Origin of the sequence: Eisenbergiella tayi (genome assembly GCF_001881565.1) — a bacterium.
Classification (GTDB): Bacteria; Bacillota; Clostridia; order Lachnospirales; family Lachnospiraceae; genus Eisenbergiella; species Eisenbergiella tayi.
This window is the reverse complement of the sequence record NZ_MPDJ01000012.1, coordinates 67,870-82,271: the sequence shown is the minus strand read 5'-3', so window position 1 is coordinate 82,271 and position 14,402 is coordinate 67,870. Positions and strand designations below refer to the sequence as shown.

12 protein-coding genes are annotated in these 14,402 nt (G+C 49.8%); 3 read left to right on the top strand and 9 right to left on the bottom strand.

Annotated features, from left to right (window positions below; all coding sequences use genetic code 11):
• Positions 1-2: 2 nt before the first annotated feature.
• Positions 3-2,108, bottom strand: a complete 2,106-nt coding sequence (locus tag BLA28_RS29695) for an efflux RND transporter permease subunit (protein ID WP_069159400.1) — start codon at positions 2,106-2,108, stop codon at positions 3-5.
• A 227-nt stretch (positions 2,109-2,335) separates the two neighbouring features.
• Between BLA28_RS29695 and BLA28_RS29690 the strand changes: the two genes are divergently transcribed.
• Positions 2,336-2,908: a TetR/AcrR family transcriptional regulator gene (locus BLA28_RS29690; RefSeq protein WP_071699679.1), complete on the top strand. Its 573-nt coding sequence runs from the start codon at positions 2,336-2,338 to the stop codon at positions 2,906-2,908.
• 122 nt (positions 2,909-3,030) lie between these two features.
• Here the strand turns inward: BLA28_RS29690 and BLA28_RS29685 are convergent, their stop codons facing one another.
• The 5 genes from BLA28_RS29685 to BLA28_RS29665 form a co-directional block, all read right to left on the bottom strand.
• Positions 3,031-3,288 (bottom strand): HPr family phosphocarrier protein, encoded by a 258-nt coding sequence (locus BLA28_RS29685; RefSeq protein ID WP_009252953.1) that lies wholly within the window; start codon positions 3,286-3,288, stop codon positions 3,031-3,033.
• A gap of 163 nt (positions 3,289-3,451) precedes the next feature.
• Positions 3,452-4,636: a serine hydrolase domain-containing protein gene (locus tag BLA28_RS29680; protein WP_069159399.1), complete on the bottom strand. Its 1,185-nt coding sequence runs from the start codon at positions 4,634-4,636 to the stop codon at positions 3,452-3,454.
• 346 nt (positions 4,637-4,982) lie between these two features.
• Entirely contained in the window at positions 4,983-6,050 is a 1,068-nt protein-coding gene (locus BLA28_RS29675; RefSeq protein ID WP_069159398.1) for an alcohol dehydrogenase, read from the bottom strand.
• A gap of 165 nt (positions 6,051-6,215) precedes the next feature.
• On the bottom strand, positions 6,216-6,677 hold the full coding sequence (locus BLA28_RS29670) for a transcriptional repressor (protein ID WP_081330232.1): 462 nt from the start codon (positions 6,675-6,677) through the stop codon (positions 6,216-6,218).
• A 20-nt stretch (positions 6,678-6,697) separates the two neighbouring features.
• Entirely contained in the window at positions 6,698-6,886 is a 189-nt protein-coding gene (locus BLA28_RS29665; RefSeq protein WP_069159436.1) for a FeoB-associated Cys-rich membrane protein, read from the bottom strand.
• 216 nt (positions 6,887-7,102) lie between these two features.
• Here BLA28_RS29665 and BLA28_RS29660 point away from each other — a divergent pair, with 216 nt between their 5' ends.
• Positions 7,103-8,401 carry a DNA polymerase Y family protein gene (locus tag BLA28_RS29660; RefSeq protein ID WP_069159435.1) on the top strand — a complete coding sequence of 433 codons (1,299 nt, stop codon included), beginning with the start codon at positions 7,103-7,105 and terminating at the stop codon, positions 8,399-8,401.
• A gap of 36 nt (positions 8,402-8,437) precedes the next feature.
• Positions 8,438-8,758, top strand: coding sequence for a hypothetical protein (locus tag BLA28_RS29655; RefSeq protein ID WP_009252959.1), 321 nt, complete (start codon positions 8,438-8,440; stop codon positions 8,756-8,758).
• A gap of 102 nt (positions 8,759-8,860) precedes the next feature.
• Here BLA28_RS29655 and BLA28_RS29650 read toward each other — a convergent pair whose 3' ends face one another.
• The 3 genes from BLA28_RS29650 to BLA28_RS29640 all read right to left on the bottom strand — a co-directional run bounded on the left by BLA28_RS29650 (position 8,861) and on the right by BLA28_RS29640 (position 14,397).
• A complete protein-coding gene (locus BLA28_RS29650) occupies positions 8,861-9,445 on the bottom strand; it encodes an SOS response-associated peptidase (protein ID WP_044972625.1) in 585 nt (194 codons plus the stop codon).
• Positions 9,446-9,551: 106 nt separating this feature from the next.
• The gene (locus BLA28_RS29645) at positions 9,552-11,705 is read right to left on the bottom strand and encodes an ATP-dependent helicase (protein WP_069159434.1); all 2,154 of its coding nucleotides are present in this window, start codon (positions 11,703-11,705) and stop codon (positions 9,552-9,554) included.
• Complete coding sequence (locus BLA28_RS29640) at positions 11,698-14,397, bottom strand: DEAD/DEAH box helicase (RefSeq protein WP_069159396.1); 2,700 nt, start codon at positions 14,395-14,397, stop codon at positions 11,698-11,700. The genes BLA28_RS29645 and BLA28_RS29640 overlap by 8 nt, the downstream gene beginning before the upstream one ends.
• Between the last annotated feature and the right edge of the window lie 5 nt (positions 14,398-14,402).

The window sequence follows — 14,402 nt, the reverse complement described above, 5'->3', positions numbered from 1 at the left end:
AGTCACTCCTCCTTATCTGCTGCTTTACCAATTTCCGCCATTTCCTTTTCTTTTCTGAAAAAATCACAGTGCAGAGTCGTCCGTCTTATCACTCTGTCAAAAAGGATCAACAGAGTCGGCAGAACAAAAATAACCAAAACAAAGGACAGCGCCGCTCCCCGTCCAATCAGTATTCCCAGCTGACTCAATACGCCATTGGTGGATACCTTTCCCAGTATCACTCCTGCCAGAGTGAGTACGGCGGCGGACGTAAGAATAGATATGGTACAGGTCCTGAGAGTCATAAACGCCGCTTCCTTTTTGGGAAGTGTTTTCCTGAAATCCATATACCGATCGGAAAACAGGATGGCATAATCGATGGTAGCCCCCAGCTGAACGGTACTGATTATCAGATATCCGATATAAAACAATGTCTGTCCCCGGAAATAAGGGATTCCCAGGTTGATCCAGATGGAGGATTCTATAACCAGCGTCAAAATAACCGGCAGGGACAGGGACTTAAAGTTTACCAGCAAAATACAGAATACAAAGGCAATAGCCAGGAAATTCACTTTGGCGTTATCCTGGGTAATCGTAGTTTTCAGATCCTCGGTGCTCACCAAATCTCCTGCATATTGGATTTTATCACCATAATACTTTTCACCTATATTCCGGATATCATTCACCTTTTCATACCAGTCCGGATCCTTTTCCTCCGCTTCCATGGTAATGACAAACCGGCTGTAATGGGCGGAATAAAGACGGGATACGGTTTCGGAAGGCAGGAAAGAGGAAGGAATGGCATTCCCTACGGAATTCACATAGGAAACAACACTTGTTACGCAGTCCAGTTTTTTCAGTTCCTCATTCATGGCGATTTCTTTCTCCATATCTCCTTTGGGCACCATAAGCACTACCGGATTGGAAGAACCAAACATTTTATCAATAGCTTCCATATCACGGCCCATCTGTGTGGCCTGCGTGCTGTATACCTGGCTTCCTCCATAAAAGAAGTCGTTTTTCATCTGCCCCAGGAAGGAAACCGGCAGTATCAGAATGACAAGCACAAGCGCCGGGATCCGAAGTTTCATGACCATGCCGGCGAATTTATCAAATTTGGGAACAAAGGTACGATGCTGTGTTTTATCTATCAACCGGTATGTGGAAATAGCCAGCGCCGGAAGGAAACATAACACGCTCACCAGGCTTAAGACAATGGCCTTCGACATAACCCAGCCCATATCCGGCCCGATTTTGAAACGCATGAGCACCAGGGCTAAAAAGCCGGTAACTGTCGTAAGTCCGCTGGAAAGAATGCTCCCCACAGACTGCTTTACCGCTTCGATCATCGCTTTTTCCACCGGCAGGCCCTCTTCCCTGTTTTCTGAAAACCGGTGAAGGAGGAAAATGGAATAATCCATGGATACCGCCAGCTGCAGTACGCTTCCCGCCGCATTGGTCACGAAGGAAACGGTTCCGAACATCAGATTCGTTCCTCGGTTTATCAGGATCGCCACTCCGATGGTTATCATAAACAGCACCGGTTCAAACCAGGAATTGGTGGTCAGAATAAGAATCAAGAAAATAATGGGAACAGCCAGAAACATAATCTGCTGCACCTCTACGGAGGTATTTACCGGAGCCAGAACCGAGGTCACCGCAGTACCCGACATACAGTTTTCTTCTCCGATAATCTCCCTTACTGCAGGTATCACACTGTCCTGCTTTTTCTCATCGACAGTTACGCTGAACAGTGCGTTTCCGTCTTTGTACCAATCCTCCACCGTCTTCTGTTCTGCCAGTTCCAACGGTTCATAAATATCTACCGCATCATCCAGCCAGTTGACCTCTTCCACGCCGTCCACATCCGCTATCTTTTCTTTATACGCAAGCGCCTGGGGAATGGAAACTTCATATACCAGCACCCTCATATTAGGCACGGACTGGCTGTATTCCTCATCCATCACCTCGAGCGCCCTGGTGGAAGCGGCATCGTCAGGCAGATAATCGGCAAAATTATAATTCACACCCACCAGACCGGAAAGAACCGCACACAGGACAGCTGCCAAAACGAATACACCTATGATAAGCTTCTTATGTTTCAGTAAAAATTGGGTATATCGTTCCATTTTTTCACTCCTCAATTTACTCAACTCTATTTTATTACTCAACAACTGTTCATTTTCTTGCTTTTCTAAATTATATTAACTATAATTATCTAATACAATAATCAGTGTTCATATTTGTGTTTGTTAATGAACATTTTTGGACTTTATGTTTATTTTTTATATTTTTTTAATATTTCTGCGCCAAAACCTGTACGCTGGAAAGTTCGCCTCATGAAAGAAGGAATGATATGGAACCTGCAAAAACCGACCGCCGGGTCCGGAAAACAAAAGCGCATCTTCTGGAATGTCTGACGGCATTGATGAAAGAAAAGGATATTAAAGATATTTCCGTCAAGGAGCTTTCCGATCTCGCCGATATCAACCGGGGTACCTTCTACCTGCATTACAGAGATGTCTACGATATGCTGAATAAAGTAGAGGATGAGCTTTTCGCTGAATTCAATGAAATATTGAACCGGGATTTTACAATCGTGCCGGAGGATACCATCTATACCATTTTGGAGGATATCTTCACCTTTCTTTATGACAACGTACAGACGGCCCAGGCACTGATGGGCCCTCATGGGGATCTCACCTTTATAAACCGGATGAAAGACGTGGTAAAGCAGCGCATCCTTCAGATTTGGCGGGCAAACCAGCAGCCTTCCGAAGCATTTGACTATTACTATTCTTTTCTGGTATCCGGCTGTATCGGACTGGTTGAAGCCTGGCTTAACAAAGAGACTCCGGAGACTCCCAAGCAAATTGCCATACTGGCCGGTGATTTAATTAAACAGGGCTTTATCAACCCGGTTTTTTAGTTTTTTATATAAAAAGGCTTCCCGCCATGCGGACAGCAGGTTTTATTCCTTGTCTGTCAGCGGCAGGAAGCCCTTTTTACCACTCGCGTTCCCATCTCCTATCTTCAATAAAAGACAGCCCGTTATAAATTCTGTGACATAAATGCCTGCAGTTCCTGATAGGCCACTTCTTCATCCTTCCCGGAAATTTGCAAGTGCAGTTTGTCCCCTTCCCGGATGTTCATATGCAGGATCCCCAGCAGCTTTCTCAGATTACCGCTCCTGTCACCATCCGTAAGAATAACATCACTCTCAAAATCCCTTACAAGATGCATCATTACCCCTGCCACACGCGGGTGCAGCCCAACAACCGATCGTACCGTGTGATCAAATTCTCTCATAAAATGCCCTCCATAATGCCCCTTGTTACACAAACATTATATCATATGCATACACACCGCACAAGTATTCCTGTCATTTATCGTCAATTCATTGTGCGATTTTACATATTTTTTGCATTTATGAAAGGTTTTTGTGCACCTTTATCATATTATAGCGAATCCGTTATTCTTCTGTCCCGCTTATAAAGAGATTTCTCATTCTGCGGACTACCGATGTGAGGCCGGAATCCGTTTTCTGCATCATAAAAAGCATTGTCATCCCGGCCGCCGGATCATTGGCAAAGTAACAGCCGAGCCATCCGTCCCAGCCATATTCTCCCACATGATTCAGGGTTACGGACTGCCCCGGATCCTTCATTACCCGCATCAGATTCCCATAACTAAAGCCGGGCATATTGGAAAAGTTACGGACAAATGCCGCCCGCTGTACCTGGTCGAGCTGTCCTGCCGTCATAAAGCGTACCGTGGCAGGCTGAAGAATCCGTCTGCCGTCCAGTTCCCCTTCATTCAGCAGCATCTGGGCAAACCGTGCATAATCATCAATCGTGGAAACTAGTCCGGCCCCGCCTGATTCAAATGACGGCTGCCTGTCCATGGCGTTGATTATTCCCAGATGGTTCTCTTCGTATCTCACCAGTTCCCCATTTTCATCCAACCGGTATGCCGCCGCCAGACGCCCTTTCTTCTCTTCCGGCACAAAAAATCCCGTATCCTTCATCCCAAGAGGCCCGAAAAGATTCTTTTCCAGGAAAGCGCCGAATGTCATGCCGGACGCCGCCTCAATCACCGCTCCGAGGACATCCGCGGAAGTCCCGTAAAGCCAGGAAGTCCCGGGATGGAATTTCAGAGGCCCTCTGCCCAGCGCTTCCGCTATTTCCACCGTTGTCATGGCCTGAGCCGTCAGCAGTCTTTCATCCACCTGATTAAATACCTCTGTGGCATATTCTCCTGCCGGTCCCGGATTTCCATTATACACAAGCCCGGAGGTCATACCCAGCAGATCCTTAACCGTAACCTCTCTCTCCGCCGGCACCAGCCTGCCGTTTTCTTCCACCATCTGCCCGCTAAAGGCCGGCAGATAAGAAGAAACCGGCTCAGCCAAATCCAGCTTTCCCTGCTCAAACAGTATCATGGCCGCAGCCCCGGTCACCGGCTTGCTCATGGAATAAAGACGGTAAATATGATCCCTGCGGATGGCCTCTCCCTTTTCCTTATCCGCCATACCGCTTTCCAGATAACATATTTCCTCCCCATCCTGCCTGATGAGCATGCTTCCGCCTGCCAGTTCCTTATCAGCAACTGCCGCGTCCAGCATTTCCTGCATTTTTTCTTTGATTTCTGCTTTCATTTCTGCGTCTTCCTTCCCCTTTGTTTTCTGTTTATGTTGTGTACTCAACCTTCGTATATGCCTCTATCCCCTCCGGCCAGTGATTTGGGGACTGCCCTCCGGTTGGATTTCCTCCCCGCCTTCTGCCGGCCATGCAGGTTTTCCTGTAAGGGGCATATAAACTCGCCGGTCCTTAGGCCGCGTATTTTGCGGCCTTAGTACCGCTGCGTGTTTATCCGAGCGAGAGCGTCCCCTGTAAGGATTCCTGCATGGCCGGCAGAAGGCGGGGAGGAAATCCAACCGGAGGGCAGTCCCCAAATCACTGGCCGGAGGGGATAGAGGCATATGCGAAGGGTGAGTTATGTACTTATTTTCTCACAGCGCTTTCCTTTTGAAAAGGAGCCACTGCAATTTTCATCACATGATCCCGCTTATTTTCGAAGATATCATAAGCCTCCATGATTTCATCCAGAGAAAATCTGTGGGTTATCATACAAGTGGTATCAATCCGTCCTTCGGCGATCAGGGCCAGAATGTCATCACAGGCATTGGCATCCACGCCTCCTGTTTTAAAGGTCAGGTTTTTACCGTACATATCGGGCAGCGGAAGCGTCTGTGCCTCTTCATACAATGCCACTATGCATACGATACCGTTTGGCCGCGCCGCCTTCCATGCCAACTGAAAAGTGTCCGCCCCGCCTGCCGCCTCGATAACCACGTCGGCGCCCCTGCCTTCCGTCATTTCCTTCAAAACCGCTTCCACATCCTCTTTTCCGGGATTGATTACCCGATCCGCAAGCCCTCTGCTTTTCACAAATTCCAGGCGTTCCTCACTGATATCCGCACAGACAACAGCTCCCGGTTCATACAGCGCAGCGCACATAAGCGTACACAGCCCTGCAGGACCCGCTCCCAGCACCAGCACCGTATCCCCTTTATGAATTTCGCTGATCTGCGCCGCCCAGTAGCCGGTAGCCAAAATATCCCCGGTAAAAAGAGCCTGTTCATCACTCACATTCTCCGGAATCAAATTCAGGCCGTTATCGGCAAAAGGCACCCGCACGTATTCCGCCTGCCCGCCGTCAATGCGGCACCCCAGCGCCCATCCGCCCTGTTCATCCGCACAATTATTCACAAAACCCTTCCTGCAGAAAAAGCATTCCCCGCAAAAGGTTTCCACATTAACGCTCACCCTGTCGCCGGCCCTGAATTTCTTCACTCCCGGTCCGGCTTCCACCACTTCCCCAACCATTTCATGTCCCACGATAACTCCTTCAGCCGCCCGCGGCACACTTCCATGCTTAATATGAATATCGCTGGAGCATATGGAACATAATGTCACCCGGACAACAGCATCCCCCGGATCCTTAATCATAGGAACCTCGCGTTCCTCCAGACTGAAAACCCCTTTTTCCTTATACACTACCGCCTTCATAACAGCCCTCACTTATTCTTTTCATCCCGCAGTCTCCTCCTCTGAGACACTGCCGCGACACAGCAAAGTATACCACCAGGACATTCCCTCCGCAAGCCCGGCCTGCAAATAAAAACAGATGGCACTGCGGATGTTTTTTCCGTGTTCCATCTGTTTCTTCTGATTTTATGCACCTTCCACCATACTGCAGTCCTTAAGGATGACCGCTTCCACCCCGTCGGCCTCCCGGTACCCTTTTCTGCGGAGCACCTCATTAACCGCTTCCTTAAAGTCTTCCATGGAAAGCTTAACCTTCTCCTTATTCTTCAGGACTAAAATGCAGCCCTCCTGGAACTCGCAGTTTTCTTCACAGGAAATACGGTATAAATTCTTTCTGTCTATGGCTCCAATTTCTTCCAGCGTTTTTACCATGCGGTATACGGTGGCAATTCCGATAGAGGGATCCTCATGTACGGCTTTATAATAAATTTCCTTACAGCAGGAGCATTCATCCGAAAGAATAATATCCACAAGCAGCTTCCTCTGGTTGGTAATACGGAAGCCGTTCCTTTTCAGTTCCGCAAGAATACGGTCCCTGCGTCCGGCGTTTTTCATAAACTCTCTGTTATCCTGTTTTTCTTTTATCATTCGATTCACTCCTGTCTGTTTCATTTTACCTTGCCGCTTTTTACGCTTCCATGGCAGGCACATGCGTTGGAACAGCCCCCGCAGGAACCTCCGCAGCCGCCTTTTCCCGTTTTCTTATCCCGGATCATGGTGCGCAGCACCAATGCCACAATGATAAGAAGAACTGCTCCTGTTAATATGGTTCCAATGTTATTTATGAGAAAGGTCATATTTTCCATCTCCTTTTTCTTTTTGAGAATGGTTATCATTTAATCCATCTACAGTTAGTATAAGCTAACTTTTATTTTTTGTCAATCCTTTCTTTTGCAATTAAGGGAAGAGAAAAAAAGGAACGCCGCCATCCATATTCCTGATTCCCCTGGATGCCGCCTGATTCCCTTATATTTCCTGTTTACAGAACATACGTTCTGGCATATACTCTTCTCATGAAACCAATTATTTTTCATGTGGATGTAAATAATGCTTTCCTGTCCTGGGAAGCGGTATACCGCCTGAAGCACCTGGGCGGAAGGACGGATCTGCGCGAACAGCTCTGTGTGGTGGGCGGCGACGCCAGTAAGAGGCACGGCATTGTCCTGGCCAAATCCCTTTCCGCAAAGGCCTGCGGGATCCATACCGGGGAAAGCCTGATGGAGGCGCGTCAGAAATGTCCTGATCTGCTTGTGGTTCCTCCGCATTACCGGCTTTACAGCCGCTGCTCCCGCGCATTTATGGATATTCTCCGGGAATACACTCCCTGTGTGGAGCAGTATAGTATTGATGAAGCTTTTATGGATATGAGCGGCACGCAGTCTCTCTGGGGAGATCCTCTTTTGACGGCGGATACGCTGCGCCGGAGGATTCATGAAGAGCTGGGCTTTACAGTGAATATCGGGATTTCGGAAAATAAGCTTCTGGCAAAAATGGCCTCTGATTTTCAAAAGCCCAACCGTACCCATACCCTTTTCCCGGAGGAAATCCCCCGCAAAATGTGGCCGCTACCGGTCACCGATCTTTTCTTTGTGGGAAGAGCCTCTTTTTCCCGGCTCCGCAGGCTTGGGATTTCTACCATCGGCGAACTGGCCCACACGGACAGGGAATTGCTGCGGACTCATTTCAAGTCTTATGGGGAGGTTATCTGGAATTATGCCAACGGCAGGGACTGCGCCCAGGTGGAAAGCGTTGTTCCGCCCAATAAAGGCTATGGGAACTCCACCACCATCGCTTTTGATATATGCGACACGGTTTCCGCAGGCCTTGTACTGCTTTCCCTCGCGGAAACCATAGGCATGCGCCTTCGCAGGGACCAGGTCAAAATCCAGGTGATCGCCGTCAGCATTAAATATGCGGATTTTTCATCCTGCTCCCACCAGAAAACCCTGCCCGCCCCCACCAACATCACCAACGAAATTTATCATACCGCCCTGGAGCTCTTCCGTGAATCCTGGGACGGCTGCACGCCAATCCGGCATCTAGGAATCCATACGAACCATGTACGGGACAACGCGGATTACCGGCAGCTGCATTTACTGGATATGGAACTGTCCCCCTTCTACAGGGACGACATTCCCTGCTGTGAAAAGCTGGAGCAGGCGGACGCCATGGCCGACCGGATTCGGAGCCGTTACGGTATCGATTCTCTCAAAAGGGCCGTTTTTGTAAAACAAAATGCCATGGATCACATGTCAGGCGGTATTACCCGTGAAAAATTAGATGTGGATTACGAAAAGGAAAGTCTTTTATAAGCTTTCGGAAAGGATAAAGAAAGGAGGACATAAGCCTTGCTCATTCATACGGATAACGATATTAACTACAATCACGAAACGGAAGAAAGGCCGAAAAAAAACCGGAAAGAGATCGCCTGCTGCAGCTGGACGACCGCTTCCGGTCAGATCATTCCCATTCTTTTTAAAATGCAGGATGAAGAAGGGCTGGTCCGCACCTTCAGCAAAATCCACGTAAACCATTCTTCCAAAAAACTTTATGCCGGAATCCCTTCCTATGAATTCGACTGTGATGTCCTCGTAAACGGCCTCGTGGTAAATGTCCTGCTCCAGTATTATCCGGAAGACAGCCGCTGGACCTTAAGCGAAATCCCATGATCCTGGCCCCGCCCGGCCGTTCCTACCGCCTCACCGGGAGACGGCAGGAACGGCCGGGCGGGGCCAGGGAGGACAGCAAGGGCGGCGCGGCAGCCAGAACGCCTAATCAAAAAGGGAAAGCTGCCCTTTTACCTCTTTTTCCAGAAGCCCCGGCTTTTTATGGAGGAGGATATCCGTGGCCTCCGAATCAAACATCCAGCTTTCCGCTTCCTCCGGCTCCAGGATCAGCGGCATCCTGTGATGGATTCCTTCCAAAGAGGCATTCGCCTGCGTGGTCAGTATCACAAACCGTTCACTGCCCTCATATTGCCTGTAAAACCCGGCAAACAGCAGTACTCTGTGATCCGGGGAGCGAAAAAAATATTTATCCTTCTTTTCCGACCATTCATAAAAACCCGTTGCCGGAATAATACAGCGCCGTTCCTTCACACTGTCCCGGAATGTCTTCTTTTCCAGGGCCGTTTCACTGCGGGCGTTAAAAATAACACCTTTTTTATCGAAGCCGGGAAAGCCCCACGTAAATTCTTCCGCCAGCATCCGGTCGTTCTGTCCGATGATTACCGGCGCCTTTCCGGAAGGATATACATCCCTTTCCTTACAGGCGAGCAGCAGGCTGTCGTTAATCTGCCGGATAAGCTTCTCTATTTCTTTCGCCGTTTCATCATTGATATAATATCTTCCGCACATCGCCTGTCCTCCGGGATTTTCCTGTTCTGCGGTTTTGTCCGCCGCAGAAGCGTTTTTCTGTCAAAGCTTCTTTTTATATTCTTACACAAAATCAGGAATTCATTCCTCAGTCTCCGGAGCCTTCCGTATATTCCATTCCGCAGAAAGCCTTCAGGAATTCCTTTTCTCCGTAACCCGGGAATTCAGCCGTCAGCACAGCCTCATCCTCAGCGACGACCTTCCCTTTCCCATATTTTCTGTGGGTAATATACCTTTCCTGCGGCGCTTCTTCCTTTGGCTCCGGCTTCTTTGCCGACTCTCCTGCCGCTCTTTCTTCCAATATCATTTTTTTCAGGGTCTGCAGATCATTTTCCGCCCCGCCTGCCGCATCGTTTTCAACCAAAGCCTGCGGAATCATTCTGAGGAACCGGCTTTCCCCCGGCATCACCCTGCTTTCCGGATTGGTATAAAAGGAAAGCTCCAGATAATCCTTTGCCCGGGTCATTCCCACAAAAAACAGCCGCCTCTCCTCATCTTCCTCCTCAAAATCCCGTGTGCGCAGAGGAATCAGCCCGTAGTTTACTCCAATGATAAACACATGGGAAAATTCCAGCCCCTTTGAAGCATGCAGCGTCATCAGCCTCACACCGTCCACTTCTTCGTCCTCTTTCTTCACCGAAATCCCGTACAATACGGAGGTATTCAAAAATGCCCTCCATGCGGCCTCCAAAGCCGTTTGTCCCTCTCCTTCCGGCTGCGGAGATTCTCCGTGAAGCAGATCGCTTCCCTGACGCAGGGCATTTCCATGAAGCAGAGCGTTTTCACGAAAAGGAAGCGTCTCAAAAGCCGTCTGAAACAGCATCAGCAGGGAATCCCTGTCCTCCTGCCAGGTACGCGAGGTGGGATGGATATAGCTGTCCAGATCAAAATAGGAATACAAAGCCTCCGGGCTGTCTATCTCCGGACAAGCTTCCAAAAAACCGGTCATCCTCTCATACAGAGGGCAGCCTTCCGTCTTTTCTTCCTTCAGAATAGAGGAAGCTGCCTTCTCGGAAAGAGGCTTGCCCGCTCTGCGTTCCCCATACTCTTTATGGCTCAGGACATAAATCCCCGCCCCTCTGTCTTTGGGATTCAGGGAAAAACGCAGAACCTGGAGCATCCAGTAAAGCACAGGGATATCCCGGATCGTTTTTTTGACCGACACCTGAAAGGGGATTCCGTTTTGGGCGAACACCTCCTCCAGTACCCCGGACTGGTTCTGAAGCCGGTAAAAAACAGCTATCTGCCTGAAGGGAATCCCATCCTGCACCAGCCCCCGGATCCGATCCGCAAGATAACAGGCTTCCTGAAAGGGATCATAGTGGTTTTTTACCACGATTTTGCTTCCGCCCTGCCTGCTGCCGGTAAACCCGCCGCCGTTCTGCGCGAAAGCGCCCGCTGCCTGAAGAATCGTTTCGCTGGAACGATAGTTTACAGGCAGGGACAGCTCCACAGCATCATAAGCCGACCGCAGGGTATAAAACACATTGCAGGCGCTGCCCCTCCAGCTGTAAATCACCTGATTGGGATCCCCGACGGCAAAAAGAGACGCCCCCTTGTCCACCAGCCTTTGAATCAGACGCAGCTGCAGGGCGTCGCAGTCCTGTACCTCATCAATAATCACCCATTGCGGCTTCCATTCCGTACCTTCCAGCAGCTGCTCCGTGTTAAAAAGAAGATCGGAAAAGCTCATCCTGTCTCTTTTCTTTTTTTCTTCCTTCAGCGCTTCCTGAAGGAGCGGCATATCGTCCTGAATACGGGAACTGTTCCGTCCCGGGGTACCTGCCGTCTCCTGTTCCAGTCTTTTTTTCAGACGGTTTTTGTATTTGATCTGCAGCTTTCTTTCCCGAATCAGTTCCAGTGCCAAATCCAGCTCCTCTTCCGGGTCCATCACCTGGAAATCAGCAGTATAGCCCAACTGCCCCACAGGCAGGACCTCCCGCAGAAGCTGCAGCGCCACGCTGTGAAAGGTACCGAAATACCGCATATCAGGCAGATTGGAGGCTTCTTCCGATGCCGCCAGCCTCTCTTTTATCTCATTTGCCGCCTTATTGGTAAAGGTGAACACCACCATGTCCCGGTAGCTTATATCCGCCGATTCATGGAGATACCTTATTTTCACTGTAAGGACCGTGGTTTTGCCGCTCCCCACATTGGCATTAACAAGGCAGGCGCTGCTTTTGTCCAGCACCGCCTTCCTTTGATATTCATTCAGATAACCGGGCATCACAAACTCACCCATGAAATACTCCTTTTTCCAGCTTCTTTTGTATCTGCTTCCTTTCCTCCCCATCTTCCTTTTCCGTCAGGCGGATTTCCAGCTTCAGATCTCCGGGAGCCTGGGTATAATAGCGGAAAATATTCAGAAGGCTGTTATAATTATTCTTTTCCATAATCCAGTCCCGGTAAAAACGGTTGGCAGTGCTCAGACTGAGAGTATTCCCTTCCAGAACGGCACCGGGCGACATACTTAAAAAGGAAGCGAAAGGATCTCCCTTTTCTTTCAGATATGTGCAGAACTCCATCCATTTCTCCGGTTCCCCCAATTCCTTCAAAAGAAAGGGCTTTTGAAGGGAAGGAATTTCCCGATGACGGTTCAGGCGGATTTCTGCCGGCGGCGCCGACTCCTCCAGCAGATTTTTCAGTCCCCATAAAACCAGGCTCTTATCCAGCCAGTGGTCACCGATACAGGCTGCACAGCCGTTTTCACAGGGACAGCCTGACACCAGCGTTATTGCATTATCTATGATCCGTGGAATAAAATCCGCTATTTTATCCGCATACCCCAGTCCGCCCTCATACTGGTCGTAAAAAAACAACGCGGTCTCCTCTCCGGGCGGAAGAGAATCCTCCTGCCACAGCGCAGGATCCCACTCCCCGCCGCTCATATCACCGGAAACCGCCGTACCGATATCCTCCCGTTCTGTCATCGTCACCATCATTGCCGCATTTTTCAATGCATAGGCCAATCCTTCAAAGTGATTGTTCCGAATGATTTTCCCGTCTTCCTTCACCTGCAGCAGCCTCCGGTAGACGGCGGACACATTATCCGGTATGGCAATCCAGGCCCCTTCCGTATCGAAATCCTTGGAAAGAGGTTTCGGCAGCTGCTCAAAGCCCAGATTCTGGTGGTTGTGGAACTGCAGCTTACGGTATATGGAAACCATGGTATGCACGTTCACATCCCCGAAGGATATGCGCGTCCGTCCATAATCCGTATCCCGGCTGCTGTGTATCACGGAAATTTCCGTTTCTCCTCCCGGCATGGTGTAATAATTTCCAAAGAAGGGCTGCGCGGATGCAATCCTTGTTTCCCTGTCCAGGGAGGTTACCTGATACTGTACCCCGTCATGCATATATACCGCGCCTTCATGGATTTCCCGGAAGGCCTGCATTTCGTCCATCTCCGTAATTTCCCGGCCGTTTTCCTGATTTATCAGCTTATACCTGGCCTTGTCGATATTGCGCAGGCTGAAATCCCCTGCCGGGAACGCTCCGCCCGACCAGGCGAACTTTCCGTCCCGGCTGTCCACTTCCTTTACCTTCAGCAAAACCGGTATGGCCTCCCCCAAATCAGGAAACAGGGCGATGTCGTCCAGTGTCAGAGGCATTTCCGCAGCGGCCGCCCGGATATGGGCCAGCTCGATGAGCAGATTGTTCTTATCCACAATCGCCGTTTCACTCTCTCCTCCGAACAGCCAGTCCGGATTCACGGCTACATACTGATCAAAGGGGAGGTTCTCAAGAATCAGATAGTTCACGCACCCCTTTCCGTTTCTCCCCGCCCGTCCTGTCTGCTGCCAGAAGGAGGCCCTGGTACCGGGATAGCCCACCAGTACCGTGGATTCGATCTTTCCGATATCAATCCCCAGCTCCAGCGCATTGGTGGATATCAGGCCTGTCAGAGCTCCGGATACCATTTTATTTTCGATTTCCTTCCGTTCATTGGGCGTATAGCCGCCCCTGTAGCCGGATATTTTATCCTTCCTGCCCGTTCCGGAAAAGCTTTCCGATTCCAGGATATCCGAGGACTCCTTCAAAACAACTTCCACGTTCCTCCGGGATTTGGTGAAGGCAATAAAGCTTCTTTCCGCCTCCACCAGCTGAGGGATCAGATGGGACGCCACTTCCGTGGAAGAAACCTGTCCGTAATTTTTTCCATCCTTTCCCTTAATAGCCGGAGGCTGGAGAAATACATATCTTCTTGGCCCGGCCGGTGAACCGTCTCTGGAAATCCGGGTAAATTCCTGCCCGCATATCTCCTCCGCCAGCTCCACAGGATTGGCGATGGTGGCCGAGCTGCACAGGAACCTGGGGGAAGAACGGTAATATCTGCAGATTCTCCCGAGACGCCGGAACACATTGGCGAGATGAGAGCCGAAAGCCCCCCTGTAGGTATGCAGTTCATCGATCACCACAAATTTCAGATTGCTGAAAATAAAATCAAATCCATATCTGCTGTGATTGGGAAGGAATGCCCCGTTAAGCATTTCCGGATTAGTGAGTATCAGGTTCGCATTTTTACGGATCCTGCTCCTCTCACTTGCCGGCGTATCCCCGTCATAAACTCCTGCCGAAATCCGGTTTTCCCCGAAATAATCAATCACCGGCTGAATCGCCCGGTACTGATCCGCCGCCAGCGCCTTGGTCGGATAAATAAATACGGCCCGCGCCAGCGGATCCTTCAGTATTTCCTGAAGCACAGGCAGAAGAAAGCTTAACGTTTTTCCGCTGGCGGTAGACGTTGTGATCACAAGATTCTTCCCTTCCTGCGCTTTTTCAAACATTTCCGCCTGATGGCAGTACAATCCCGAAATCCCCTGTTTTTTCAGATATGCGGAAAGCTCCGGAAGCATATCTTCGGGAAAATCGGAATATATGGCTTCCCTCGCCGGATATTCCTTGGTATATGTTATGAGATCCTTAATTTCCATTTACA

Excerpts from the sequence above, each read along its gene's own strand:
- BLA28_RS29675 (WP_069159398.1), bottom strand. The coding sequence starts at position 6,050 with ATGAAGGCGGTAGTGTATAAGGAAAAAGGGGTTTTCAGTCTGGAGGAA.
- BLA28_RS29680 (WP_069159399.1), bottom strand. The coding sequence starts at position 4,636 with ATGAAAGCAGAAATCAAAGAAAAAATGCAGGAAATGCTGGACGCGGCA.
- BLA28_RS29665 (WP_069159436.1), bottom strand. The coding sequence starts at position 6,886 with ATGACCTTTCTCATAAATAACATTGGAACCATATTAACAGGAGCAGTT.
- BLA28_RS29685 (WP_009252953.1), bottom strand. The coding sequence starts at position 3,288 with ATGAGAGAATTTGATCACACGGTACGATCGGTTGTTGGGCTGCACCCG.
- BLA28_RS29640 (WP_069159396.1), bottom strand. The coding sequence starts at position 14,397 with ATGGAAATTAAGGATCTCATAACATATACCAAGGAATATCCGGCGAGG.
- BLA28_RS29690 (WP_071699679.1), top strand. The coding sequence starts at position 2,336 with ATGGAACCTGCAAAAACCGACCGCCGGGTCCGGAAAACAAAAGCGCAT.
- BLA28_RS29650 (WP_044972625.1), bottom strand. The coding sequence starts at position 9,445 with ATGTGCGGAAGATATTATATCAATGATGAAACGGCGAAAGAAATAGAG.
- BLA28_RS29645 (WP_069159434.1), bottom strand. The coding sequence starts at position 11,705 with ATGGGTGAGTTTGTGATGCCCGGTTATCTGAATGAATATCAAAGGAAG.
- BLA28_RS29695 (WP_069159400.1), bottom strand. The coding sequence starts at position 2,108 with ATGGAACGATATACCCAATTTTTACTGAAACATAAGAAGCTTATCATA.
- BLA28_RS29670 (WP_081330232.1), bottom strand. The coding sequence starts at position 6,677 with ATGATAAAAGAAAAACAGGATAACAGAGAGTTTATGAAAAACGCCGGA.
- BLA28_RS29660 (WP_069159435.1), top strand. The coding sequence starts at position 7,103 with ATGAAACCAATTATTTTTCATGTGGATGTAAATAATGCTTTCCTGTCC.